This window comes from Lysobacter sp. MMG2, from assembly GCF_016735495.2.
Classification (GTDB): Bacteria; Pseudomonadota; Gammaproteobacteria; order Xanthomonadales; family Xanthomonadaceae; genus Lysobacter_J.
Genome location: NZ_JAERQY020000003.1, coordinates 62044 through 86392 on the forward strand (window position 1 = coordinate 62044; position 24349 = coordinate 86392).

Annotated in this window: 21 protein-coding genes; 12 read left to right on the forward strand and 9 right to left on the reverse strand. The window is 69.9% G+C overall.

The window, feature by feature from the left end; all coding sequences use genetic code 11:
- Positions 1 to 109 precede the first annotated feature (109 nt).
- From JI752_RS12280 to def, 4 genes are all read right to left on the reverse strand, one after another.
- Positions 110 to 1795, reverse strand: coding sequence for a glycosyltransferase family 39 protein (locus JI752_RS12280; protein ID WP_216964454.1), 1686 nt, complete (start codon positions 1793 to 1795; stop codon positions 110 to 112).
- Between the two features lie 62 nt (positions 1796 to 1857).
- Positions 1858 to 3165, reverse strand: a complete 1308-nt coding sequence (gene rsmB / locus JI752_RS12285; RefSeq protein ID WP_216964456.1) for a 16S rRNA (cytosine(967)-C(5))-methyltransferase RsmB — start codon at positions 3163 to 3165, stop codon at positions 1858 to 1860.
- A gap of 7 nt (positions 3166 to 3172) precedes the next feature.
- Complete coding sequence (gene fmt / locus JI752_RS12290; RefSeq protein ID WP_216964458.1) at positions 3173 to 4090, reverse strand: methionyl-tRNA formyltransferase; 918 nt, start codon at positions 4088 to 4090, stop codon at positions 3173 to 3175.
- A 104-nt stretch (positions 4091 to 4194) separates the two neighbouring features.
- On the reverse strand, positions 4195 to 4710 hold the full coding sequence (gene def / locus JI752_RS12295; RefSeq protein WP_216964460.1) for a peptide deformylase: 516 nt from the start codon (positions 4708 to 4710) through the stop codon (positions 4195 to 4197).
- Between the two features lie 188 nt (positions 4711 to 4898).
- On the opposite strand from def, the gene JI752_RS12300 reads away from it, so the two are divergent.
- The 9 genes from JI752_RS12300 to JI752_RS12340 all read left to right on the forward strand — a co-directional run bounded on the left by JI752_RS12300 (position 4899) and on the right by JI752_RS12340 (position 15680).
- Positions 4899 to 6047, forward strand: a complete 1149-nt coding sequence (locus JI752_RS12300; protein WP_216965321.1) for a LysM domain-containing protein — start codon at positions 4899 to 4901, stop codon at positions 6045 to 6047.
- A gap of 81 nt (positions 6048 to 6128) precedes the next feature.
- Positions 6129 to 7268, forward strand: a complete 1140-nt coding sequence (gene dprA, locus JI752_RS12305) for a DNA-processing protein DprA (protein WP_216964461.1) — start codon at positions 6129 to 6131, stop codon at positions 7266 to 7268.
- Between the two features lie 87 nt (positions 7269 to 7355).
- Positions 7356 to 7844 carry a DUF494 family protein gene (locus JI752_RS12310; RefSeq protein ID WP_216964463.1) on the forward strand — a complete coding sequence of 163 codons (489 nt, stop codon included), beginning with the start codon at positions 7356 to 7358 and terminating at the stop codon, positions 7842 to 7844.
- An 87-nt stretch (positions 7845 to 7931) separates the two neighbouring features.
- Complete coding sequence (locus JI752_RS12315; protein ID WP_216964465.1) at positions 7932 to 8864, forward strand: RDD family protein; 933 nt, start codon at positions 7932 to 7934, stop codon at positions 8862 to 8864.
- 199 nt (positions 8865 to 9063) lie between these two features.
- Positions 9064 to 11562, forward strand: coding sequence for a DNA topoisomerase I (locus JI752_RS12320; RefSeq protein WP_216964467.1), 2499 nt, complete (start codon positions 9064 to 9066; stop codon positions 11560 to 11562).
- Between the two features lie 104 nt (positions 11563 to 11666).
- Positions 11667 to 12230: a Sua5/YciO/YrdC/YwlC family protein gene (locus tag JI752_RS12325; RefSeq protein ID WP_216964469.1), complete on the forward strand. Its 564-nt coding sequence runs from the start codon at positions 11667 to 11669 to the stop codon at positions 12228 to 12230.
- A gap of 55 nt (positions 12231 to 12285) precedes the next feature.
- Complete coding sequence (locus JI752_RS12330; RefSeq protein WP_216964471.1) at positions 12286 to 13020, forward strand: DUF4124 domain-containing protein; 735 nt, start codon at positions 12286 to 12288, stop codon at positions 13018 to 13020.
- Positions 13020 to 13658: a DUF4124 domain-containing protein gene (locus JI752_RS12335; RefSeq protein ID WP_216964473.1), complete on the forward strand. Its 639-nt coding sequence runs from the start codon at positions 13020 to 13022 to the stop codon at positions 13656 to 13658. Before JI752_RS12330 ends, JI752_RS12335 begins: the two co-directional genes overlap by 1 nt.
- A 144-nt stretch (positions 13659 to 13802) precedes the next feature.
- Positions 13803 to 15680: a CocE/NonD family hydrolase gene (locus JI752_RS12340; protein ID WP_345777359.1), complete on the forward strand. Its 1878-nt coding sequence runs from the start codon at positions 13803 to 13805 to the stop codon at positions 15678 to 15680.
- A 233-nt stretch (positions 15681 to 15913) separates the two neighbouring features.
- Here JI752_RS12340 and JI752_RS12345 read toward each other — a convergent pair whose 3' ends face one another.
- Positions 15914 to 16690: an SDR family oxidoreductase gene (locus JI752_RS12345; RefSeq protein ID WP_216964477.1), complete on the reverse strand. Its 777-nt coding sequence runs from the start codon at positions 16688 to 16690 to the stop codon at positions 15914 to 15916.
- Positions 16691 to 16781: 91 nt separating this feature from the next.
- On the opposite strand from JI752_RS12345, the gene JI752_RS12350 reads away from it, so the two are divergent.
- On the forward strand, positions 16782 to 17006 hold the full coding sequence (locus JI752_RS12350) for a hypothetical protein (RefSeq protein ID WP_216964479.1): 225 nt from the start codon (positions 16782 to 16784) through the stop codon (positions 17004 to 17006).
- Between the two features lie 144 nt (positions 17007 to 17150).
- Here the strand turns inward: JI752_RS12350 and sppA are convergent, their stop codons facing one another.
- Both sppA and JI752_RS12360 read right to left on the reverse strand, forming a co-directional pair.
- Positions 17151 to 19034, reverse strand: a complete 1884-nt coding sequence (sppA, locus tag JI752_RS12355) for a signal peptide peptidase SppA (RefSeq protein WP_216964481.1) — start codon at positions 19032 to 19034, stop codon at positions 17151 to 17153.
- Between the two features lie 149 nt (positions 19035 to 19183).
- Positions 19184 to 20560, reverse strand: coding sequence for an MATE family efflux transporter (locus JI752_RS12360; protein ID WP_216964483.1), 1377 nt, complete (start codon positions 20558 to 20560; stop codon positions 19184 to 19186).
- 136 nt (positions 20561 to 20696) lie between these two features.
- Between JI752_RS12360 and JI752_RS12365 the strand changes: the two genes are divergently transcribed.
- Together JI752_RS12365 and JI752_RS12370 are read left to right on the forward strand one after the other, a co-directional pair.
- Positions 20697 to 22238 carry a DUF3667 domain-containing protein gene (locus JI752_RS12365; RefSeq protein ID WP_216964485.1) on the forward strand — a complete coding sequence of 514 codons (1542 nt, stop codon included), beginning with the start codon at positions 20697 to 20699 and terminating at the stop codon, positions 22236 to 22238.
- Positions 22239 to 22242: 4 nt separating this feature from the next.
- Complete coding sequence (locus JI752_RS12370) at positions 22243 to 22581, forward strand: DUF4286 family protein (protein ID WP_216964487.1); 339 nt, start codon at positions 22243 to 22245, stop codon at positions 22579 to 22581.
- Positions 22582 to 22596: 15 nt separating this feature from the next.
- Here the strand turns inward: JI752_RS12370 and JI752_RS12375 are convergent, their stop codons facing one another.
- Positions 22597 to 23232 (reverse strand): DUF3106 domain-containing protein, encoded by a 636-nt coding sequence (locus JI752_RS12375; protein ID WP_216964489.1) that lies wholly within the window; start codon positions 23230 to 23232, stop codon positions 22597 to 22599.
- Positions 23222 to 24211: a hypothetical protein gene (locus JI752_RS12380; protein WP_216964491.1), complete on the reverse strand. Its 990-nt coding sequence runs from the start codon at positions 24209 to 24211 to the stop codon at positions 23222 to 23224. Before JI752_RS12380 ends, JI752_RS12375 begins: the two co-directional genes overlap by 11 nt.
- Between the last annotated feature and the right edge of the window lie 138 nt (positions 24212 to 24349).

The following is a 24349-nucleotide window of genomic DNA, read 5'->3' on the forward strand; positions in this document are numbered from 1 at the left end:
CCCTGGAGAGTGCCGCCGTGCGGCGGCCCAAAAGCCCCGCCTCCGCGGGAATGACAGTGAAATGGTTCACCGCTTAGGGAGTACACGTGCGCATCAGCCGCACGTCACCTCACCGACACCCCACCGCCGCCTCGCCCGGCACCAGCGTCCACCCGCGCCGGTTCGCATTTCCCAGGTGCTGCGTTCGCGCCACATCGACGCATCCCGCCAGCGCCACGTCCTGCACCAGCAACCACCGCGACTGCGGCGCCTCGCGCTGCCAGCGCAGGCCGTGCTGCATCTGTTCGTCGAAGTCGACCTTGAAGCCGAATTCCGCCACCGGGCGATCGGCCATCAGCAGGTTCTGCTCGCGCCACGCCACCAACCCCAGCTCTGCGTCCGGCCCGATGCGACGCCCGACCTCGGTCATCAGTCCGCGTGCCGAAGACGAATCGTTGAGCAGCGGCGTCAACATCAGACCAAACGCCACCCACAGCCCCGACAGCAGCGCGATCATGCCCGCGAACGGTCGCCGGCGACCGGTCCACAGCAGGCACAGCACGCCCCACACGCCGATCGCGGTGACGCACATCGCCAGTGCCGCGGCCTCGTTCTGCAGTCCGCGTTCGGCGACGAAACGGCGCTCGAAACCCGGATCGCCCAGCCACATCGCCAGCCCGCCCAGCAGCATCGCGAAGGCGAAGACGCAGGTGAAACCGAACGCCACCCACTGCACCGCGCGCTTGCGCATCAGCCCGGGCAGCAGCGGCCCCAGCGCCAGCGCCAGCATCGGCAGCGCCGGCAGGATGTACATGTCGCGCTTGCCGCTGGGCAGGGTGAAGAACAGCAGCACCAGCAGCCACCACGCCAGCGGCAGCAGGTAGCGCGGATCGCGACGACGCAGGCGACGGCGCCACGCCGGTATCGCCCACGGCAACGCCAGCACCGTCGGCAGCCACATCGTCGCCATCACTTCGAGGAAGTACCACACCGGTTGGCCGTGGTCCCACGACGCGCCGTAACGCTTGGCCGTCTGGCGCAGCAGGATGTCGTCCACGTACGCGCGGTACTCCGGCCCGGTGCTGCCGAGCGCGGCCACCAGCATCGGCACCAGCCACACGCACGCGGCGAGCACGAACGCCAGCGGCCCCAGCCAGAAGCGCGGATCGCGCACGTGCACCTTCACGCCCCAGCCGCGCAGCGAGGCGATGCCCGCCGGCACCAGCATCAGCAGCACCACGATGCCCACGCCCTTGGTGATGATGCCCAGCGCGGCGCAGGCCCAGCCGAGCATCCACATCGGCCAGTCCGGCCCGCCGGCTCCATTCGGGCCCGTCCGCGCGATCTGGAGGACGTGCCGCAGCAGGCCGTAATTGCCCAGCGTGATCCAGAACACCACGAGCGGATCGATCTGCGCCTTCTTCGCCTGCCAGGTGAACTGCAGCGCGAACAGCAGCGCATAGCCCGCGTAGAGGCCCACGCGCCGCGTCCACAGGCGCGAGCCCAGGTCCACGACGCACCACAGCGTTCCCAACGCGGCCAGCAGCGACGGCAGCAGGAAGGCGACGCGCCAGTTGCCGAACACCGTGTAGGCGATCGCCTGCAACCACATGAAGAGCGGCGGCTTGTCCGAGTACAGCTCCTGGCCGCGGTGCGGGAACAGCCAGTCGCCGCTTTCCACCATGTGCTTCGCCACCAGGGTGAAGCGCGGCTCGTCGGCAGGCCAGGGATCACGCAGTCCCAGTCCGGCGCCGAGCACGAGCAGGGCGAGGATCCAGAACAACCAGGTTTCGCGGGTGCGGGCGTTCGTCGGCATCGCGCGGATCATAGCCGCGCGATGTGCCCCCAATGTCAGAACGGAGTTAGCCGAAGACGGGACTAGCCCGTGACCCGCTTGCGCAGCCGTGCGTAGAAGAAGCCGTCGAATCCGCCCTCGCCCGGCAGGCGCTGCCGGCCTGGACCGGCGGCACGACCGAAGCGTTCGTCCAGCGACTCCGCGGCCGCATCGGGCGTACGCGCCAGGAACGCCTCGACCTGCGCCTCGTTCTCGGCCTTGAGGATCGAGCACGTGGCATACAGCAGCACGCCGCCCGGCGCGACCGTGGCCCACAGCGCGTCGAGCAATCGCGCCTGCGTGGCGATCAGCGCGTCCAGGTCGGAAGCGCGACGGTGCTGCAACACATCGGGCTGGCGTCGCACGATGCCCGTGGCCGAACACGGCGCGTCGAGCAGCACGGCATCGAACGGCGTGCCGTCCCACCATGCGGCGGTGTCGCCGGCATCGGCCGCGGCCAGCGTCACGCTCGCGCCGAGATCGAGCCGCGACAGGTTGGCGCGCACGCGCTCCAGGCGGTGCGCGTCGATGTCGATGGCGGTGAGGCGCACGCTGGCGTCGCGTTCGATCAGGTGCGCGGCCTTGCCGCCGGGTGCGACGCAGGCATCGAGCACGCGCGCGGCCGGCGCGGCCGAGAGCGCATCGGCGACGAGTTGCGCCGACGCGTCCTGCACCGACACATCGCCATCGGCGAAGCCCGGCAATGTGGCGACGGCGACGGGTACGTCCAGGCGCACGGCATCGGGCACGGCGGCATCGAGCTGCGCGGCGATGCCCGCTTCGTGCAGGCGTTCGAGGTACTGCGCGGGCGTGGTGCGGCGACGGTTCGCGCGCAGCCACATCGGCGGTTCGGCGGCGCTGGCGTCGAGGATCGCGCGCTCATCCTGCGGCCAGTCGGCGGCGATGCGATCGCGCAGCCAGCGCGGCCAATGCGCATGCGCTTCGCCGGCCGGAATGCCTTCGCGTTGCGCGCGACGCAGCAGCGCGTTCACCAGCCCGGCCTGATGCGTGCGACCCAGCGCGCGCGCCGCATCGACCGTCGCCGCCAGCGCCGCGTGCGCGGGCAGCGCGAGCGGATCGAGCTGGGCCATGCCGGCGAACAGCAGCGCCTTGAGCTCGCCGTCGCGGCGCGGCAATGGCTTGCTCATCCACGCCGACAGCGCCGACTCGTAGCGCGCCGGCTGGCGCAGCACGGCGAAACAGATCGCCTCCACCAGCGCGCGATCGCGCGGATCGGCGAGCGTGGGCAATGCCTGCGACAGTTCGGCCTTGAGCGAACGGCCGCGATGGAGCACCGCGTCGAGCACGCGCGCGGCGGTGACGCGGGTCTGCACGCCGGGGGAAGGTTTCATCACGGTCTCAGCGCACCAGGTCGCGACGACCGTTGAGGTAGTCGGCGGCGGTGATTGCCTTGCCGCCTTCGCGCTGCAGTACGCGGATGCGCAGCGCGCCTTCGCCACAGGCGATGTCCAGACCGTCGCGCGAGGCGCGCAGCAGCGTGCCCGGCGCGGCGCAATGCGCTTCGTCCAGCGCGACCACGCCGTGCAGACGCAGGCGCTCGCCGGCGACGTTGGCTTCGGCCATCGGCCAGGGGTTGAACGCACGCACCTTGTTCGCCAGCGCGCGCGCCGGCTGCGACCAGTCCAGGCGCGCCTCGCTCTTGTCGAGCTTGTGCGCGTAGGTGACGCCCTCTTCCGGCTGCGGCTGCGGCACGGGGCGGATGTCGGCGCGCAGCAGGCCCAGTCCGTCGGAGAGCACCTGCGCGCCGAGCGTGGAAAGGCGGTCGTGCAACTGTCCCCCGGTCTCGCTCTCGCCTATCTCGAGGGCCTGCGAGAGCAGCACCGGGCCGGTGTCCAGGCCCTTTTCCATCTGCATCAGGCACACGCCGCTGCGCGTGTCGCCGGCTTCGATCGCGCGCTGGATCGGCGCCGCGCCGCGCCAGCGCGGCAGCAGCGAGGCGTGCACGTTCCAGCAGCCGTAGGTGGGAATGTCGAGCACCGACTGCGGCAGGATCAGGCCGTAGGCGACCACGATCATCAGGTCCGGTTGCAGCGCGCGCAGCGCGTCCTTCGACACGGCGGACTTGAAGTTTTCCGGCTGCAGCACCGGAATGCCGCGCAGCAGCGCCTCGCGCTTGACCGGCGAAGGCGTGAGCTCGCGCCCGCGACCGGCGGGGCGATCAGGCTGGGTGTAGACCGCGACGATCTCGCCCCGCTGCGCAGCGGCGCGCAGGCACGGGACGGCAAAATCGGGGGTACCGGCGAAGACTAGGCGCATGAGGGGACCGGGATTCGGGATTGGGGATTCGAGATTCGGAAAGCCCACACCCGAGACGGGTCCGCTTCACGAATCCCGAATCACGAATCCCGAATCCCGGTTTCTCAGGCCGCGGCCTGGCGACGCGCCTTGGCGAGCTTCTTGCGCACCATCTCGCGCTTGAGCGGCGAGAGGTAATCGACGAACAGCTTGCCCGCGAGGTGGTCCATCTCGTGCTGGATGCACACGGCCAGCAGACCGTCGACGTCCAGCTCGCATTCCTTGGCGGCGCGATCGAGGAACTTCACCGTGATCCGGTTGGCGCGGGTGACGTCGGCGAAGATGCCCGGGACCGACAGGCAGCCTTCCTGGTACACCTGCTCGCCATCGCGCGCGACGATCTCCGGGTTGATGAAGACCATCGGCTGGTTCTTCTCCTCGCTGATGTCGATGACCATGAAGCGCTGGTGCACGTCGACCTGGCTGGCGGCCAGCCCGATGCCCGGGGCCTCGTACATGGTCTCGAACATGTCGTCGATCAGCTTCTGGAAGTCGGCATCGGCGACACGCGCGGGATCAACCTTCGCAGCGACGGTGCGCAGGCGCGGATCGGGGAATTCGAGGATGGGGAGCAGGGCCATGGCGTGGAAATGGGGGCTTGTGTCACAACCGCAAGAAGTAGCGTGATTGTAACCCCGTTATGGGCCCCGAACGCTTGCAACCCTGCGGTTCTTCTGGGCTATAGTGCCCCGGGGCCCCACCTTCACGGGTTGTGTTGGGGAAGCTGCTTGGGGCAGCGGGGCGGTAAGGGGATTGCCAGATGGCCACGATGCTTAAACCGTTGCGCACGGTGATGACCGCTGCGTTGCTCACGATTGCCACCTATGGTGTGGCCGCCGAGCTCACCGCCGATCACCCGGACACCTACGTGGTGAAGAAGGGTGACACCTTGTGGGACATCGCAGGGCGTTTCCTGAAGAAGCCGTGGCTGTGGCCGGAAATCTGGCAGGCCAACCCGCAGGTCAAGAACCCGCACCTGATCTTCCCGGGCGACGTGCTGTCGCTGGCCTACCTCGACCGCGTGGCGGTTCAGGAAGGTCCGCGCCAGGAAGCGCCGATCAACGCCATTCCGTTGTCCGAGGTGGAGGCCTTCCTGAAGGACCTGCGCGTCGTCGACGAGTTCGAACACCTGCCCTACGTGGTGGGCCTGGAAGAGGACCGCCTGCGCGCCAGCGGCAACCAGGTCGTCTACGTGAAGGGCCTGGCCGACGCTCAACCGGGCCAGCGCTACATGGTCGTTCGCCCGAGCCAGCGCTTCCAGACGCTGGATCCGCGCCGCTGCTGCGAGCCCTCGGGCCGCCGTCCGCAGACGCTGGATTTCCGCGGCCAGCGCAACTGGGGCACCGAGAGCCTGTGGGCCTACCAGCTGCCGCCGGGCGGCGGTGAGTTCCTGGGCTACGAACTGGCCAAGGTCACCAGCGGCACCATCAGCCGCGGCATCGTCGGCGACGCCGAAGCCGCCACGCTGCTGGTCGACGACAACGGCCGCGAAGTGCGCGCCGGCGACCGCCTGATCCCGGTCGAGGCGCAGTCCTTCGATCTGCAGTTCATCCCGCATCCGCCCGCACAGGAACCGGCCGTCGACCGGGCCCGCGTGATCGCCGTGACCGACATGGTCACCAACGGCGGCACCCGTGACGTCGTTGCCCTCTCCGTCGGCGCTGCCGATGGCGTGGACAACGGCACCGTGTTCTCGGTGTGGCGCCAGGGCAGCGTCGAGGTCGACCGCGTCAAGGCCGGCATCGACCGCAGCCCGGACGCGCACACCCGCGGCGAGAAGGTGAAGATGCCCGACGAGTTCACCAGCCACGTCATGGTGTTCCGCACCTTCGACAAGGTCAGCTACGCACTCGTGATGGACGGCATCCGCCCGACCCACCTGGGCTACCGCCTGAAGCATCCGGACGCGACGAACTGACATCCGGTTCCGGAGTCTTCCGATCCGAACACGCGACGGCGCCCTAGGGCGCCGTCGTCGTTTCCGGCCGATGCTGGTCGGATGACCGCGCCGTCCCAGGAAGAATCCGCCGCACTGCTCCGCCTCATCGCCGCCGGCGGGTCGCTGGAAGCGCGGCGTGCGTTGATCAAACGCCACGGTGGCGTGGCGGCCGCGCTGGCCGCCGGCCGCGACGCGTGGCGCGCGGCCGGCCTGACGGACGAGCACGTCGCGCAGCTGTCCCAGACCACGCCGCCACCGCGCGCAGTGGCCTGGCTGCAGGCACCGCAGCACCACCTGATCGGCTGGCTCGATCCGGACTACCCGCCCCTGCTGCGCGGCTCGCCAAGCCCGCCGTTGGCGTTGTTCGTCGCCGGCGATCCGGCGTTGTTGTGGCATCCGTCGGTGGCGCTGGTCGGCAGCCGCGCGCCGACGCCGGGCGGGCGCGACAACGCGCGCGGGTTCGCGCGGGCGCTGGCCGCCTCGGGCTTCGCGGTCACCAGCGGCCTCGCCGCGGGGATCGACACCGCCGCGCACCTGGCCACGCTGGAGGCGGACGGCCGCACGGTGGCGGTGCTGGGCACCGGCGTCGACGTCCCGTACCCGCGCTCGAACGCGGCGCTGCACGCCCGCATCGTCGAGCACGGCGCCGTCGTCAGCGAATACCTTCCCGGCACCGGGCCGGTGGCGTTCCACTTCCCCAGCCGCAACCGGATCCTCGCCGGGCTGGCGCTGGGGACGGTGGTGGTCGAGGCGGCCGAACGTTCCGGCGCGCTGATCACCGCCCGTCTCGCGGCGGAAGCCGGGCGGGATGTCTTCGCCCTGCCCGGCTCCATCCACAACCCGCTGGCCCGCGGCTGCCACCGCCTCATCCGCGACGGGGCCGGTCTGGTCGAGTCCGCGGGCGAGGTCGTGGCCGCTCTCGCCCCGCAGGCCGCATCCCTCGCGAGGGACTTGCGACTGCGCCTGGACGCCCCCATTCACCCTGTTCACGAGGTCCCGGCCGGGGCTCGCGCTGGACCGGGGAACAAAGACCCCGACTACCAGTTGTTGTGGAAAGCCCTGGGCCACGACCCAACCGCTATGGATCAGCTCGTGGAGCGAACCGGATTGACGGCCGCTGCAGTGTCCTCCATGCTGCTGCTCATGGAGCTTGATGGCCGTGTTTTTTCACAGCATGGCCGGTACTTCCGCAGTCGCTGAAGGCTCCCGTTCAGGGGAATCCGGACGCGCCGGCGGGCCACCCGCAAGTTCTGCCCACCGCGCCGCGAGCGGCGCAGGCCGAGGGAAATGAAAGAGAGCATCCTGGACGTCCTGCTGTACCTGTTCGAGCATTACTTCACCGACGATGCGGACCTCGTCCGCGACCGAGATTCGCTCCGTAGCGGTCCCCTCTTCGACGAACTCGGCAAGGCCGGCTTCAGCCCCGCCGAGATCAATAAAGCCTTCGAATGGCTCGACGCGCTGGCCCAGCAACGGCCGAGCGCCAGCGCCCCGCGCGCCAACGGGCCGGTGCGCGTGTTCTTCGGCCCCGAGCTCGACAAGCTCGACGTGGAATGCCGCGGCTTCCTGCTGTTCCTGGAGCAGCACGGCGTGCTCGATGCCGACCAGCGCGAGCTGGTGCTCGACCGCGCCATGGCGCTGGACCAGGACGAGCTCGACCTGGACGACCTGAAGTGGGTCGTGCTGATGGTGCTGTTCAACCAGCCCGGCTCCGAGGCGGCCTACGCCTGGATGGAAACCCAGATGTTCGAGGACGAACCCGAGCCGGTGCACTGAGCACCGCCGGGGGAGTCCTCAAGGCGCCTGGGGAGGCGCATGCGAGGCGGCATCGCAGCCGTCCGCCGAAACGCTAGGGGAAATCGCATGACCGATTGGTACTACCACCTCCCGGGGCAGGGCCGAGTCGGGCCGCTCGACGCCGATGACGTGCGCGAGGCCTACCGCGACGGACGCGTCCAGCGCGACACGCTGGCCTGGCATGTCGGCGCGCGCGACTGGCAGCCGCTGGACCGCTTCTCCGAAACGCTGGGGCTGGATGCAGTGGCGCCGCCCGTCATGGCGCCGCAGGTGCCAGCGACGCCCGCCGCCACTGCGTTCGAGTCGGTCGATCGCGCATCGCCCTACGCACCGCCGCGCGCAACGCTCAGCGAGGCCGGCGACTACCTCGGCGATGCCGGCGAGGTCGTGTACGCGGGCTTCTGGAAGCGCCTCGCCGCGCTGATGATCGACGCGCTGGTGGTCACGATCGCTTATTACATCGTGCTGTTCGCCGGGCTGATCGCATTCGGCGTCGGCGCGTCCGGGCTGTTCTCCGGCAACCCGTCCGGCTCGCCGGGCACGATCGCGCTCCTGATGGCCGTGATCTACCTGGCCTACCCGGTCATCAGCGGGCTGTACTACATCGGCATGGAGTCCTCCTCCACGCAGGCCACGCTGGGCAAGATGGCGGTGGGCATCAAGGTGGCCGACGACGCCGGCCGCCGCCTGGCCCCGGGCCGCGCGCTGGGCCGTTGGGCCGCGCACCTGCTGTGCTACCTCACGCTTTACATCGGCTACATCATGGCCGCCTTCACCCAGCGCAAGCGCGGCCTGCACGACATGGTCGCCGGCACCCTGGTGGTCGACCGCTGGGCGTATACGGCCCATCCGGAGCGCCAGCAGCGGGGCCTGGGCGTGGTGGCCATCGTGGTGCTGATCCTGGGCGCCCTGGCCACGCTGGCCTACATCGGCATCGTCGCGGCGATCGCCCTGCCGGCCTACCAGGACTACGTGAACCGGGCCGCCGGCGTGGGCTGACGGCGCGCCTGAACGGGGGCGTCGCGAGGGGCAGGGCGTCGCGGCTTCACGCCGCCGCGCTTGACAGTTCCGGCCAGCGCATGGCCTCAATAGAAAAAGAGAAGCCCCTCGACGCCCGCGACGCCACCGCGGGCGTAGTCTTCTCCCGCCTTCCTCCCGCCCCCCATCGCAGCACCGGATCAGGTCCTGCGGAGCCCCCATGGCCAAGAACCTCCTCATCGTCGAGTCGCCCGCCAAGGCCAAGACGATCAACAAGTACCTCGGCAAGGACTTCACCGTCCTGGCCTCCTACGGCCATGTCCGTGACCTCGTGCCCAAGGAAGGCGCGGTCGATCCCGACCGCGGCTTCGCCATGCGCTACGACCTGATCGACAAGAACGAGAAACACGTCGACGCCATCGCCAAGGCCGCCAAGAGCGCCGACGCGCTCTACCTGGCGACCGACCCGGACCGCGAAGGCGAGGCGATCAGCTGGCACATCGCGGAAATCCTGAAGGAACGCGGCCTGCTCGAAGGCAAGACCCTGCAGCGCGTGGTGTTCACCGAGATCACGCCGCGCGCGATCAAGGAAGCCATGACCCAGCCGCGCGCCATCGCCAGCGATCTGGTCGATGCGCAGCAGGCCCGGCGCGCGCTCGATTACCTGGTGGGCTTCAATCTTTCGCCCGTGCTGTGGCGCAAGGTGCAGCGCGGCCTGTCCGCCGGCCGCGTGCAGTCGCCGGCGCTGCGCATGATCGTGGAGCGCGAGGAGGAGATCGAAGCCTTCATCGCGCGCGAGTACTGGACCATCGAGGCCGAGTGCGCGCATCCGACGCAGGCCTTCACCGCCAAACTCATCAAGCTCGACGGCAAGAAGTTCGAGCAGTTCACCGTCACCGACGGCGACACCGCCGAGGCCGCGCGCAAGCGCATCGCCGATGCCGCCAAGGGCGCGCTGCACGTCACCGACGTCGCCAGCAAGGAGCGCAAGCGTCGCCCCGCCGCGCCGTTCACCACTTCCACGCTGCAGCAGGAAGCTTCGCGCAAGCTCGGCTTCACCACGCGCAAGGCCATGCAGGTCGCACAGAAGCTGTATGAAGGCGTGGCGATCGGCGAAGAAGGCACAGTCGGCCTGATCACCTACATGCGTACCGACTCGGTGACGCTGTCGGTGGATGCGATCGCGGAAATGCGCGACGTCATCGCCCGCGACTACGGCACGCGCGCACTGCCCGACAAGCCCAACACCTACCAGAACAAGTCCAAGAACGCGCAGGAAGCGCACGAAGCGGTGCGTCCGACCTCCGCGCTGCGCACGCCGTCCTCGGTGGCGCGCTACCTCAGCGACGACGAACGCAAGCTCTACGAGCTGATCTGGAAGCGCGCCGTCGCTTCGCAGATGGTGCCGGCCACGCTCAACACCGTGTCGGTCGATCTGGCCGCCGGCGCCGAACACGCCTTCCGTGCCTCGGGCACGACCGTCGTGGATCCGGGCTTCCTCGCCGTGTACGAGGAAGGCAAGGACACCAAGGGCGCCGAGGACGAGGACGAAGGCCGCAAGCTGCCGGCGATGAAGACCGGCGACCGCGTGCCGCTGGACCGCATCCACGCCGACCAGCATTTCACCCAGCCGCCGCCGCGCTTCACCGAAGCGGCGCTGGTGAAGGCGCTGGAGGAATACGGCATCGGCCGTCCGTCCACCTACGCCTCGATCATCCAGACGCTGCTGTTCCGCAAGTACGTGGAGATGGAAGGCCGCAGCTTCCGCCCGTCCGACGTGGGCCGCGCGGTGTCCAAGTTCCTGTCCTCGCACTTCACGCAGTACGTGGACTACGACTTCACCGCCAAGCTCGAGGACGAACTCGACGCCGTCTCGCGCGGCGAAGAGGAATGGGTCCCGCTGATGGAGAAGTTCTGGGGCCCGTTCAAGGAACTGGTCGAAGACAAGACCGAATCGGTCGATCGCTCCGAAGCCACCGGCGCGCGCGAGCTGGGCACCGATCCCAAGAGCGGCAAGCCGGTGAGCGTGCGCCTGGGCCGGTTCGGGCCGTACGCGCAGATCGGCGACAAGGACACCGACGAGAAGCTGGAGTTCGCCTCGCTGCGTCCCGGCCAGTCGATGCACACCATCACGCTGGAAGATGCGCTGGAGCTGTTCAAGCTGCCGCGCAAGCTCGGCCAGAGCGACGGCCATGAGGTCAGCGTCGGCATCGGCCGCTTCGGTCCGTTCGCCAAGCGCGGCACCACGTACGCCTCGCTGACCAAGGAAGACGATCCGTACACGATCGACCTGGCGCGTGCGGTGTTCCTGATCGAGCAGAAGGAAGAGATCGCCCGCAACCGCATCATCAAGCAGTGGGACGGCAGCGACATCCAGGTGCTCAACGGCCGCTTCGGCCCGTACATCAGCGACGGCAAGCTCAACGGCAAGATCCCGAAGGATCGCGAGCCGGCTTCGCTGACGCTGGAGGAAGTCACCCAGCTGCTGGCCGACACCGGCAAGCCGGTGCGCGGCCGCTTCGGCAAGAAGGCGGCGGCGAAGAAGGAACCGGCGGTCAAGGTGAAGAAGGAAGTCGCCAAGAAGGCGCCGGCGGCGAAGAAGGCCACCAAGAAGGCCGCGGCCAAGAAGACGGTGAAGAAGGCCGCCAAGAAGACCGCCGCCAAGGCAACGAAGAAGACCGCGGCGAAGAAGGTCGTGAAGAAGGCGGTCAAGGCGTAAGCGGACGCGCGCCGCGCCCTGGCGAACGGGGCGCGGACCACACGGGCAAGGTCCGCTCGAAGAGCGTGAGCGCCCCGGCGCGCAGCGCCCGGTATCCTCATGCGATGCCCAAGCCGCTCACTCCCGCCGAAGCCGCCCCGCTGCTCCGCGGCGGCGGCGTGATCGCCTACCCCACCGAAGCCGTCTGGGGCCTGGGCTGTGATCCCTTCAACGAAGCGGCCGTGATGCGGCTGCTGTCGATCAAGCAGCGGCCCGTCGACAAGGGCGTGATCCTGATCGCCGGCGCGCGTGCGCAATTGGACGGCCTGCTCGACTGGGACGCGCTGACCGCCGCCCAGCGCGAGGCGGTGTTCGCCAGCTGGCCCGGGCCGAACACCTGGATCGTGCCGACCACGCCGCGCGTGCCTCGCTGGATCACCGGCACGCACGACGGCGTCGCCGTGCGCGTGAGCGCGCATCCGGACGTGATCGCGCTGTGCGCGGAATTCGGCGGCCCGCTGGTCTCCACCAGCGCCAACCTCGCCGGCGAACCGCCGGCTTTCTCGCGCGACGCATTGGATCCGCGCGTGCTCGCGTTGCTCGACGGCGTGGGCACCGGGGAAACCGGCGGCCTGGCCTCCCCGACCGCGATCCGCGATGCCCGCAGCGGCGCGCAGATCCGCGCGTGAACGCACGCGGCGCTTCGTGCTTCCGTCGCCCCGCGCCGCAGCGCAAGATGCGCGCATGCGCCCGGCCCACCGCTTCGCCCTGACGACCGCCTTGCCGCTGATGCTGGCGATGTCGGGCGCGCTCGCCACCGACATCACCATCTACCGCTGCACCGATGCGCAGGGCCGCCTCAGCCTGCGCGACACGCCATGCAGGAAGGGCGAGACGCAGCAAACCGTGGAAATGCTGCGCCCCAAGGACGCACCGCCCGCCGCACGCGCGCCGGCCGCAACGCCCGCCGCCGCCCCCGCCGCGACGACGCCCGCGACGCGCACCGTCATGGTCACGCCCGTGCGGCCGATGTACGAATGCGTCACCCCCGACGGCAACCGCTACCTCAGCGACACCAGCGCCGGCAATCCGCGCTGGGTGCCGCTGTGGACGCTGGGCTATCCGACCTTGCTTCCGCATCGGCCGGGCTTCTACGACGGCGGCGTCCGCGCGGCCGTGAGCGGTCAGTTCCGCGGTGGCGATGGCCGCTTCGACGTGAGCGTGGGCGATCGCCCGCGCCCGCCGCGTCCGCCCGACGGCGTGCCCCCGCCCGGCTACGGCGTGGCGTACGGCGCCGGCACCTGGGTCTACGACGAATGCCACGCGCTGCCGCAGGCCGAAGTCTGCGCACGCCTGCGCGACGAACGCTGGACCCTGGGGCGCCGCTACAACAGCGCGCTGCAAAGCGAACGCGAGCAGATCGACCAGCAGCAGCGCGGCATCGACGCGCGCCTGGCCAGCGATTGCGCGGGCTCCTGATGCAGCGCCTGCTCGCGGCACGCGTGCGCAAGGCGATGCCCGCCATGCTGCTTGTGCTGCTCGCCATCGCGACGATGCCGACCTCGCGCGCGCAGATGGTCATCTACCGATGCACCGACGCCAGCGGCGCGGTAACGCTGCAGAACGGCACGCCCTGCCCGAAGGGCACCCGGCAGCAGAAGAAGGTGATGGAAACGCCGCCGCCCGCGCCGATCGCCGCCCCTGTTGCAGCGCCGCCCGTCTTGCCGGTTGCGGCGCCGGCGCCTCCGGTCATCGCGCCGGCACCCGAGCCCGAGCCGCCACCCATCGCAGCACCGAAGTCCCCACCGCCGGCGCTGTTCGAATGCCGCACCTGGAACCGCGAGCGCTACTTCTCCGACGACGCACGACCACCGCCGCGCTGCGTGCCCGTGCAGGTCACCGGCCTGGACGGCACCGGCGCCATGGCCGGCGGCACCGCGTGCCAGATGACGGAAGACCCGTGCCAGCCGGTTCCCGAGGCGGCCCTGTGCGACGCCTGGACGCAGCGCGTGCGCGAGTTCGAATCCGCCACGCTCTTCGCCGCGGCCTCGCGCCCCACGCCGGCCGAGGGCGAACGCATCCGCCGCGTCCTGGCCGACAGCACCTGCACGCCCTGACCGCGCCAGCGCGCCGCTGGCCGCCCGGCGGGCCTCCACACGTTTGAACACAAGCCGGAACGCGATCGCCGTTCCGACCCGGACGGCCGCCCAGCGGCCGCCACGAGCGCAAGGGAACGACTCTTGGAGATGGACTTGTCCGCAGTGCGTCCCGCGCTCTCCTGGTGGACGGTGCTGGCCGTGCTGGTGGCAGCGCTCCTGCTCGCCGCGGGCGCGCTGTTCGCCTTGCGCGAGCGCATCCCCGCGCATTGGCAGCAGCCGCTGCGCGCGCTGGTGTTCGGCGTGCGCATCGACGACGACGTGCAGGTCGTGATGCCCGACGGCACGCACCTGGCCGGCACGCTCTACCGGCCCCGCCAGGCCGACGGCCCCTTGCCCACCGTCTACGTGCGCCTGCCCTACAACCGGCGCCGTTACGGCGAGGCCATCGGCGAGGGTCTGTTCTTCGCGCGCAACGGCTACGCCGTGCTGGTGCAGGACGTGCGCGGCAAGTTCGAGTCCGGCGGCGACGACTTCCTGCCCTGGCGCCATGCCACCGCCGACGGCGTCGCCACGCTGGACTGGATCGTCCGCCAGCCCTGGTCGAACGGAAAGGTCGGCACGATCGGCTGTTCCGCGCTGGGCGAACTGCAATACGCCCTGGCCCGCGCGAACCATCCCGCGCACACGGCGATGATCCCCATCGCCGCCGGCGGCGCGGCGGGCGACGTGGACGGGCACGCCGGGTACTTCGGCGCATTCGAGGGCGGCGTGTTCCAGCTCGCGGGCGCGGCCGGCTGGTTCGCGCGGCACGGCATGAAGTCCGACCACGGTCCGTGGCCGGAGCAGCTCGACATGGCCCGCGCCCTGCCCACGCTGCCGGTGCTGGACGTCGTGCGGCAATTGCGCCCGGGCCCGAACGGATACGAGGACTTCCTGCAGACCCCGCTCGGCGATCCGCGCTGGGGCTCGCTGGATTACATCTCGCGCGACGACCGCCCGCGCGTCCCGGCGCTGGTGATCGACACCTGGGGCGACCCCAGCCTGTCCGGCACGCTGACGCTGGCCCGCTCGGTGCAGCGTCAATCGCCGCAGGCGGGACGGCAGCAGCACGTGGTCATCGCACCGGGCAATCATTGCGAGCAGGAGATCGTCATCGGCTCGGGCCGCTTCGGCGACCTGCCCGTGCGCAATGCCGACAAGCCGTATCGCCAGTGGTACCTGGCGTGGTTCGACTACTGGCTGCGTGGCCGCGGCGATGGATTGAAGGCACTGCCGCCGTACCAGTTCTTCGTGCTCAACGAACAACGCTGGCTCAGCTCGACGCAATGGCCACCCGCCGAAGCGCGCCCGCAGCCGTGGTACCTCTCCAGCAACGGCCACGCGAACGGTCGCGACGGCGACGGCGTGCTCGCGCTGGAAGCCGCACGCGAGGAACGCGCGGACGATTTCATCCACGACCCGGCCGAACCCGTGCCGTCGCGCGGTGGCCCGCTGTGCTGCACGGGCGACCCGAAGCAACGCTCGGGCCCCACCGATCAGGCCGATGTGGAGAAGCGCGGCGACGTCCTCGTCTACACCTCCGCACCGTTGCAGGAGCCGCTGCGCATCGTCGGCGAACTGCGCGCGCAACTGGTGGTGTCCTCGACGGCGCCGGACACCGACTTCATCGCACGACTCGTGCATGTGTGGCCCGACGGTCGCGCCACCAACATCCAGGAAGGCGCATTACGCGCGCGTTATCGCGACGGCGTCGAACGCCCCAGCCTGATGACGCCCGGCGCGCGTTACGTGCTCGACGTGCCGATGCGCTCCATCGCTTACCTCGTGCCGCGCGGGCACCGCATCCGCCTGGACATCAGCAGCAGCAGTTTCCCGCGCCTGGAGCGCAACCTCGGCACGGGTGGGCGCAATTACGACGAGTCGCTGCCGTCGAAAGCGCTCAACCGCATCTTCCACGGCGGCGATGCGGTGAGCTTCGTGGAGATCCCGGTGCTGGATCTTCCGGTGCCGGAGGATCGGCCGTTCGCGGGACCGCGTTGAGGCGATGTCGACCCGGTGTTACGTGCGGGTCATGCACGCGGCGCGATCCCTTCACCTGTTCCTACCGACGCGCGCGCTACGCTACGACCGCCTCGAGAGGAGCACCCACGAACGAAAGTTCTTGATCCTCGACAGGTAGAGGACAGGCGTTATGCCTGCCATCGGGCCGCCAGGCGATTCAGCACCGCCCGGCGGCCTTTTTTATTGCCCGGCGCCATGCGCATCGCGCGCATTCAGAAGCCGTAGCGCAGGAATCCGCCGTCCACCGCGATGCACTCGCCGGTGATGTAGCCCGATGCGGGCAGGCACAGGAACGCAACCGCCGCCGCCACTTCCTCCGGTTCGCCGATGCGGCCCAGCGGCGTGCGCAGCAGCACTTCGTCCAGGTAATCCGGATCGGCCAGCTTGTCCGACGTGCGGCGCGTGCGGATGTACCACGGCGCGACCGCATTCACCCGCACGCCGTCCTCGGCCCATTCCACCGCGAGGTTGCGCGTCATCTGGTGCATCGCCGCCTTGCTCATGCCGTAGGGTGCGCCGGTGCGCACGTGCGTGGTGCCCGAGACGCTGCCGACGTTGACGATCGACGAGGCCGCATGGCGCGTGAGCAGCGGGTACGCATAACGCGAGAGTTCGAACGCGGAGAACAGGTTCACTTCGAACACCTGCCGCCATTCGTCCTCGGTGTAGTCGGTGGTGGGCTTGGTGAGGTTGCCGCCGGCGTTGTTCACCAGGATGTGCAGGCCTTCGCCGAAGTCCTCCACCCAGTCGAGCAGTTCGCGACGCTGTTCCTCGTCGGCGACATCGGCGACGAAGCCCTGCACCTCGCGGTCGGGGAAATCCTCCAGCAGCTCGTTGCGCACCGTTTCCAGCGCGGCGGCATCGCGCGCGGCCAGCAGGACATCGGCGCCGAAGCCGAGCAGTTCACTCGCCACCGCACGGCCGATGCCGGCGCTGCCGCCGGTGATCAGGGCCAGTTGGCCGTCCAGACGCCAACGCTTGGGATCCATCGCCGTCTCCGTGATAGGGGGCACACGCCGGGCGCTTGCTGCGCCACGCGGCCGGCGTAGCATAGCCGGCGGACCATGCGAGGGGTGTGGGATGACGCGGACGCTGCTGTTTGCGATGACGATGTCGGCGCTGATCGTGGGCTGCTCCAAGCCCAAACCGCCGGAAAAGGAACGACCGGTCGAACCGCAGGCGACGCAGCTGCGCGATGCGATCAATGCGCCGCTGGAGAAGGCGAAGAACGTGCAGAAGGAGCTGCAGGAAGCGAACGAGCGCGAGCGCGCGGCGATCGATGCGCAGGAGAGCGACGGGACCTGAGTCGCGCGGTGCTGCCTGTGGAAATGAAAAACGCCCGGTTTTGGCCGGGCGTTTTCTTTTAGGCGCTTCGACTTCGTCGGCCCTCACCCCAACCCCTCTCCCGCCAGCGGGAGAGGGGCTCATTCGGTGAGGGGCGTGGTCAGCTCAGAAACCGCAGAAGCAGTACGCCAGCGCCTTCACCGGGACGCCACGCGTGGGCGTGATCGCACCCTGCAGGAACTGCAGGTCCTGCGCCGTCTGCGGGGATGCCTTTGCAAGCAGACCGCGCGCGAGGTCGGAATCCTGCAGCCACGCCGCGCCGATGCGGCTGCTGAGGAAACCGGTGAAAAGGCGTTCGAACGGCGAAGCGGCCTTCTCGATGTAGCGCACCTGGTAGTCGCCCGGCTTGCCGAGCTCGGCACGCGTTGCGGCGAAATCCACCGCCTGGCGCAGACCGCCGAGCTCGTCCACCAGCCCGCGTTCCTTCGCCTGCGCGCCGGTCCAGACGCGGCCGCGCGCGACGGCGTCGACCTGATCCACCGGCTTCTTGCGCGCGCTCGCGACGCGGCCGGTGAAATCGCGATAGCCCTTGTCGATCACCGACTGGATCACCTGACCCACTTCCGGCTGCAACGGCCGGGTGATGTCGAACGCACCGGCGAAGCGCGTGGTGCCCACGCCGTCGCTGCGCACGCCGATCTTCTCCAGCGCGCGCGGGATGGTCGGGATCAGGCCGAAGATGCCGATGGAACCGGTGATGGTGGAGGCGTCGGCGTAGATGCGGTCGGCGTCCATCGAGATCCAGTAACCGCCCGATGCGGCCAGATCGCCCATCGAAACCGCCACCGGCTTGCCGGCCTTCTTCAGCCCGACGATCTCGCGGCGGATCTGCTCGGACGCGAAGACTTCGCCGCCCGGCGAATCCACGCGCAGCACCACGGCCTTGACGTTGTCGTCGTCGCGCGCCTCGCGCAGCAGCGCCGCGGTCGACTCGCCGCCCACCGTGCCCGGCGGCTGCTCGCCACTGCGGATCTCGCCCTCGGCCACCACCACCGCCACCTGCGGACGCGGGTCCACGGGGCTGATGCCGCTGTCGATCTGGGTGAGGTATTCGTCGAGCGAAGACTGACGGAAGCCGCCCGGCGCATCGTCGTCGGCGATGCCGCGCTGCGCGAGCAGGTCATCCACTTCCTCGCGCGTCTTCAGGCCATCGATGAGCTTGGTCTGCAGCGCGAACTTCGCCAGGTCGCCCTGGACGCTTTCGATACCGGCGGGCATCTGGTCGATCTGCTGCGCCAGCGCGGCGGCGTCGATCTTGCGCGCCTTGCCGACGTCGGCCAGGTAGCGCTGCCAAACATCGTTCATCCAGTACAGGTCCGCTTCCTTCGCCTCGGGCGAAGCCGCGTCGAGCACGAACGGTTCGGCGGCGGATTTGTACTCGCCCACCTTGAACAGGTGCACGTCGACGCCGAGCTTGTCCTGCAGACCTTCGCGGTAATACGTGCGGTAGCGGCCCAGGCCTTCGAGCAGCATGCCGCCCATCGGGTCCAGATAGACCTCGCTGGCCTGCGCGGCGAGCAGGTACTGCTTCTGGTCCATCATCTCGGCGAACGCCACGACTTGCTTGCCGCTGGCCTTCACGCGAGCGATCGCGTCGGCCGCCTCGCGCAGCGACGCCATGCCGCCGGCTTCCAGCTTGTCCAGGTTGAGCACGACGCGTTCCACGCGCTTGTCGCGCGCGGCGGCGTCCAGCGCGCGCACCAGATCGCGCAATTGCAGCTCGCCGCCCTTCTGGCCCATCAGGCGTTCCAGCGCGCGGGTCGCCGGATCGCTGCTGAACTGCTCCACCAGCGCGCCTTCCGGCGCGATCACCAGCGTGGTGCGCTCCAGCAGCGGCTTGGTGCGCGGACCGGCGAGCATGACCGCCAGGAACACGAACAGCAGCAGGAGGAACAGCAGGTTGAGGATCAGACGGCGGGTGAAGTTCATCGCATCCCACAGCCCGACGAAGAAGCGGGCGATGGGACCACGACGGGGAATCTCGTTCATACGTTCTCCTGGCTACGCGACCAGCGTAATCGCCGGCGGGCGCGGAATCACCCGCCATTCGTAACACGGAGCGTATGGCGGAATCGTGATCCGCGGGGGCCTGAAAAAGCCGCCCGCACCCGGGCCCGGACGGCCCCGATCGCCCGGCCTCACGGCCCGCGCATCACCAGCCGATCGGGGTGACTGGATCGCACGAACCGCAGGCACAGCAGCACGGCGGCGAAGGTGAGGCCGGCGATCAGCCCGACCCACATCCCGCGCGGCCCCCAGCCCAGGCCGAGCCCAAGGCCGGCGCCCAGCGGCATGCCGATGCCCCAGTAGGCCACGGCCGCGAGCACCATCGGCACGCGCGTGTCCTTCAGGCCGCGCAGCGCGCCGGCCGACAGCACCTGCACGCCGTCCGGGAACTGGAACGCCGCCGCATACAGCAGCAGCGATGCCGCCAGCGTCGCCACCGCGGCATCGCGCGTGTAGAAGCTCACCAGCAGGTCGTTGCCCAGGAGCAGCACGATGCCCGACAACAGCTGCGTGCCCAGCACGATCGCGTAACCGGCCTTGGCCGCACGGCGCACGCCGTGGAAGTCCGCACGTCCCAGCGCATGGCCGACGCGCACGGTGGTCGCCTCGGCCAGTCCCATCGGCACCATGAAGCACAGCGCCGCCAGGTTGATGGCGATCTGGTGCGCCGCCGCCGGCACTTCGCCCAGCCGGCCCATCAGCAGTGCGGTGGTGATGAACAGCCCGCCTTCCATCAGCACGGTCACGCCGATCGGCAGGCCCGTGGCGAGCAGCCCGCGGATCGTCGGCCAATGCGGCAGATCCAGGCGTTCGAACAGCTTCAGGTCGGCGAACCGCTTCGACCGCCACAGCACGACGAAGAACCCGATCGCCTGCAGCCACAGCATGATCGCCGAGGCGACGCCGAGCCCGCCCGCACCCATCTGCGGGAATCCGAACTTGCCGAAGGTCAGCGTGTAACCCACCGGCAGCAGGATCAGCAGCCCACCCGCGCTGAGCAGCAGCGTGGGCAGCGTCCAGTGCAGGCCCTCGCTGAGATAACGCATGCAGAAGAACAGCGTCAGCGCGATCACGCCCCAGCGGATGCCGTGGAGGAAGTCCTTCGCGCCCGGGATGATCTCCGGCGCGATGCCCATCGGCCCCAGCGCATGCGGAATCAGCGTGAGGAACACGAACAGCACCAGCCCCAGGCCCAGCGCGAGCCACATCGCCTGGCGGAACAGCCCGCCGATGTCTTCACGGCGCCCGGCGCCGTCGAGCTGCGACACCGACGGCGGCACCGACAGCAGGGTGCCGATCGGCACCATCATCGGCAGCCACCACAACGCGGTGCCGATGGTGACGGAGGCCAGCGTGGTGGTGCTGTGGTGGCCGGCCAGCACGTTGTCGACGAAGCCGATCAGGCCCGTGGATACGTGCCCGCCCACGAGCGGCGCGGCGAGGACGGCGGTGGTGCGGATCTCGCCGAACAGGCCATTGCGGCCGGGCGATACAGAGGCAAGGGACATCGGAACAACCAGACGCACGACTGCGGCCGCGCGACCGCATCCAATGTCGGGCGCTGGCGCCGGGTCGCGGCGGCCCGCTATCTTAACCGCTTGCCATGAATCGACTGTGGTCGTGCGCCGGGGAGAGCGTTGACACATGAGTTCCAGCACTGCGAACGGCCACGATACGCACGGCGGCGAGTCGCCCCACGACGCGCCGACCCACTGCGAAAACTGCGGCGCGCCGCTGCAGGGCCACTACTGCCACGACTGCGGCCAGTCCATCGTCAACCCGATCCGCCACGCGGCCCATGCCGTGGAGGAAGTGTTCGAAGCGTTCTGGCACCTGGACGGCCGCATCTTCCGCACGCTGCGCGATCTCATTTCGCCCGGCCGCGTCGCCATCAACTACCTGTCCGGCCAGCGCGCGAAGTACGTCGCGCCGCTGCGCCTGTTCGTGGTGCTGAGCGTGCTGACATTCTTCGTCGCGCAGATGGTGATCCGCGTCGAGACGCAGGACGCGACGGTGCCATTGCTCGATGCGGGCGTGTCCAGCAACCCCAATCGCGCGCAGAACGTCAACCGCGAGAACAAGCGCTTCGCCACCGCCAACGACATCGAGGACGTCGAGCGCGTCCGCGCGACCGAGCTGGCCGAACTCGCCGAAGGCCGCGACGCCGTCACCACGATGCTGCCGCACGTGCGCAAGCCGTTCGAAATCGCGATGGCGGATGTGAACGCCGCCGCCGACCGCCGCGTCGCCGAGATCATCAAGGAGCAGAACCTCACGCCGCGCGAGGTCGAACGCGAGAAGGCCGCCGCGCTGCGCGAGATCAAGGCCGAATCCAAGAGCACGCAGGCCGTCCCGGAAATGGAGAAGGCCAAGACGCTGGCCGAGCTCGAGCAGCTGCGCAACACGCGCCTGCGCAAGCAGCAGGGCGAGCTGGCGGCGCTGCCGGCCGCCAAGGCCGCCGAGCGCCGGCGCATGCTCGGCGAGATCCGCGAGACCAACCACGCGTCCGCGTGCCGTGCGGCGCAGTTGCAGATCGCGGTGGCGCGCGGCAGCGAAGGCTCGCGTTCGCGCAAGGCCGCCGATGATGCGCGCATCTACGGCGACAGCAGTTGCGAGAGCCGCCTGACGCTGTTCGGCAGCGACGAGCCGTGGGACGAGGAACTCAATCCGCTCAAGCTGTCGTGGGCGCCGGCCTTCCTCAACAAGTGGCTCAATTCGCAGATCGCGCACGGCAAGGACAACTTCGCGCGCGTGCAGTACGACTACGGCCTGTGGGTGCGCGCGGCGCTGGGCGCGGTGCCCTCGGCGCTGTTCCTGCTGGTGCCGGTGTTCGCGCTGCTGCTCAAGCTCGCCTACCTGGGCTCGAAGCGTCTGTACATGGAGCACCTGGTCGTCGCGCTCTACAGCCACGCTTACCTGTGCCTGGCGATCCTCGCCTTCTTCCTGCTGTTCGCGCTGGACAAGGCGATCACGCCGCACTGGGCGGCATTCGGCTGGATCTCCGGGCTGCTGGAGTTCGCGCTGTGGCTGTGGATGCCGATCTACCTGTGGATCATGCAGAAGCGCGTGTACCGAAACGGCTGGCTGCTCACTTCGCTGCGCTACTTCGTGATCGGCAATCTGTACTTCGTGCTGCTCGGCTTCGCGGTGGCGTTCATCGCGCTGGCGAGCATCGTGCGGATGTAACGCGATGCACGATGCCGGCGCGCGCGTGGTGTACGAGGTGAACCTCGATGTGGAGGTCGCCATCGCGGGCGAGTTCCGCGCGTGGCTGGACGCGCATGTGCGCGAGATCCTCGCCCTGCCGGGCTTCCTCGGCGTGCGCGTGTGCGAGGTGCGCGATCCGCCTCCGGCCGACGATCGCCTCCACCTGTGCGTGCAGTACACGCTGCGCGACGCGGCCGCGCTCGATGCCTACCTGCGCGACCATGCGCCGCGCATGCGTGCGCAGGGTCTGGCGCGTTTCGATGGACACTTCACCGCACAGCGGCGGGTGATGGGGCTGGCGATGGAGTTGGGTCGCGCGTAACCGGCGTCGCCTGCGTCAGTGTTGCAGGCGTCGCCACAGCCAGTCCGCGCGCTCGCCCGCGCTCACCGACAGCAGTTCGCGCCGCAGCGCGGCCCGGCCGGCCGGTGGCGTGCGCTGGACGAGCACGCTCAGCTCACGCCGTTGCTGCGTCGGCATCGCCCGCAGGGTGCGCAACAGCGCCGCGTGCTCGCCCTCGGGCACCTGCGCCAGCAGCGGCTGCAAGGTGCCGTAGTCCGCACCGAGGTCGGGGCCGAACAGCCAGCCGCGGCGATCGCTGCGGTCCAGCGCATCGAACTGGGCCCGCCAGGCTGCCTGCAGGTCCGGCGGCATGGCCGCGTAGCGCGCGGCAGCGGCCTGGATCGGTTCGCGCTCGGTGGGCGACAGCGACTGCCAGGCGAGGTAGCGCTCGCGCCGCGCGTCGCGTTCGGCGCGCGGCAGGGCATCCCATTGCGCGGCGCGTTCGCCGAACTCGGCCTGCCGGGCCGGCGACCACGCCTCCCACTGCCGGGCGTTCTCGCGCAGCCGCTCCTGGGCGGCGGGCGGCAGGTGTTCGAGCAGGTCCGCCAGCTCGGGCGGCGTCGAACCGGCCCCGGCCGCGACCAGCACCAGCGCAAGCAGGGCCCAGCGACGACGCGTTCGTTCACGGCGCATCGGCGGTCTCCGCTTCGGTTTCGCTGACGATGCCGTGCTCGACTGGCGACGGCGCCACGTTCTCCTCGACCGGCGCGTCGGCCGGCGGGGTCGGCACGTTGATGCCCGCCGCCTGTTGCGCCGCCAGCCAGCTGTGGAACTCCAGGTCCTTGGCGGCGGCTTCGCCCTGCGGGTCGGCGAGCAGCGCGAAATCGCGGTGCGTGACCCGCGCCAGTTCCTCGCCGTAGCGGGAAGCGGGCGAATCGGCTTCCGGGAGCGGCTCGACCCGGACCGGGCCGTGCGCCGCCGTCCCTTCGAAACCCGTGCCCCACGGCCAGAACGTCGCCGCGAGCCCCAGCAGGCATAGCGCCAGCAGCGTCCACAGCAGCGGCAGGAGCCAGCGCGGCCGGGCCGAGGCGGTCGGCGCGCGGGCGGCCTGCGTGGGCTCCCCATCGCCGCGCAGGACGGCCTCGCGGGCGGAACTCAGGCGGACCAGGCGGTCCGGCGGCAGGGTCTTGATGCGACGGTGGATCTGCTCGCGGATCTGCTGCCAGGCCAGCGGATCGGCGCGGCCGTCGGCGTGATGTGGCAGGGCGCGCTGCAAGGCCAGCCGGTAGCTCGGCAGGCCGACCGCGAGCACCGCGGCCGCCTCTTCCTCGGACAGCCCCGCGGCGACGCGCAGCAGCAGCGCCGCGCGCGGGCCGCTGCCGAGCTCGCCCAGTCGATCCGTGGCCTCGATGGCCACCGCGACCGCGGTGCGGTGCTGGAGCTGAGGCTGGGCCAGCAAGAGCGCCCAGAAGCGCTGCGGCCAGACGGCCATGGGGGTGTCCCGGGCCTCGTCGCGGAAGCGGCGCATGGCGCCGACCAGGGCCGCGTCACCGGCAGCGGCATCGCCGGCCTGCAACTCCGCCAGGACGGCGCCGCGGCGTTCCACCCCACGCAGGAAAGCGGACAGGGCGGGCGGGGCGCCCGGGGCGGGGGCAGCGGGGGAAACGCTCATCGGGACTGCATCACCATGCACGGCATCATAGCGAGGCCGGACGCGTGAAAAACCGCTTGACAATACTGAGTGAGGCGCTCCTTCAAGCGTGGCGCGGCCTACGTCCGAAAAGCGGTTGTGCACAGCAGTAACCGTTCG

Bases quoted from the DNA above. Each gene is read 5' to 3' on its own strand.
- JI752_RS12330 (WP_216964471.1), top strand. From the start codon at position 12,286: ATGCGCCCGGCCCACCGCTTCGCCCTGACGACCGCCTTGCCGCTGATG.
- JI752_RS12360 (WP_216964483.1), bottom strand. From the start codon at position 20,560: ATGTCCCTTGCCTCTGTATCGCCCGGCCGCAATGGCCTGTTCGGCGAG.
- JI752_RS12345 (WP_216964477.1), bottom strand. From the start codon at position 16,690: ATGGATCCCAAGCGTTGGCGTCTGGACGGCCAACTGGCCCTGATCACC.
- JI752_RS12365 (WP_216964485.1), top strand. From the start codon at position 20,697: ATGAGTTCCAGCACTGCGAACGGCCACGATACGCACGGCGGCGAGTCG.
- rsmB (WP_216964456.1), bottom strand. From the start codon at position 3,165: ATGAAACCTTCCCCCGGCGTGCAGACCCGCGTCACCGCCGCGCGCGTG.
- JI752_RS12370 (WP_216964487.1), top strand. From the start codon at position 22,243: ATGCACGATGCCGGCGCGCGCGTGGTGTACGAGGTGAACCTCGATGTG.
- dprA (WP_216964461.1), top strand. From the start codon at position 6,129: ATGACCGCGCCGTCCCAGGAAGAATCCGCCGCACTGCTCCGCCTCATC.
- JI752_RS12375 (WP_216964489.1), bottom strand. From the start codon at position 23,232: ATGCGCCGTGAACGAACGCGTCGTCGCTGGGCCCTGCTTGCGCTGGTG.
- JI752_RS12280 (WP_216964454.1), bottom strand. From the start codon at position 1,795: ATGCCGACGAACGCCCGCACCCGCGAAACCTGGTTGTTCTGGATCCTC.
- JI752_RS12315 (WP_216964465.1), top strand. From the start codon at position 7,932: ATGACCGATTGGTACTACCACCTCCCGGGGCAGGGCCGAGTCGGGCCG.
- JI752_RS12320 (WP_216964467.1), top strand. From the start codon at position 9,064: ATGGCCAAGAACCTCCTCATCGTCGAGTCGCCCGCCAAGGCCAAGACG.
- JI752_RS12310 (WP_216964463.1), top strand. From the start codon at position 7,356: ATGAAAGAGAGCATCCTGGACGTCCTGCTGTACCTGTTCGAGCATTAC.
- JI752_RS12325 (WP_216964469.1), top strand. From the start codon at position 11,667: ATGCCCAAGCCGCTCACTCCCGCCGAAGCCGCCCCGCTGCTCCGCGGC.
- fmt (WP_216964458.1), bottom strand. From the start codon at position 4,090: ATGCGCCTAGTCTTCGCCGGTACCCCCGATTTTGCCGTCCCGTGCCTG.
- def (WP_216964460.1), bottom strand. From the start codon at position 4,710: ATGGCCCTGCTCCCCATCCTCGAATTCCCCGATCCGCGCCTGCGCACC.
- JI752_RS12380 (WP_216964491.1), bottom strand. From the start codon at position 24,211: ATGAGCGTTTCCCCCGCTGCCCCCGCCCCGGGCGCCCCGCCCGCCCTG.
- JI752_RS12335 (WP_216964473.1), top strand. From the start codon at position 13,020: ATGCAGCGCCTGCTCGCGGCACGCGTGCGCAAGGCGATGCCCGCCATG.
- JI752_RS12350 (WP_216964479.1), top strand. From the start codon at position 16,782: ATGACGCGGACGCTGCTGTTTGCGATGACGATGTCGGCGCTGATCGTG.
- sppA (WP_216964481.1), bottom strand. From the start codon at position 19,034: ATGAACGAGATTCCCCGTCGTGGTCCCATCGCCCGCTTCTTCGTCGGG.
- JI752_RS12300 (WP_216965321.1), top strand. From the start codon at position 4,899: ATGCTTAAACCGTTGCGCACGGTGATGACCGCTGCGTTGCTCACGATT.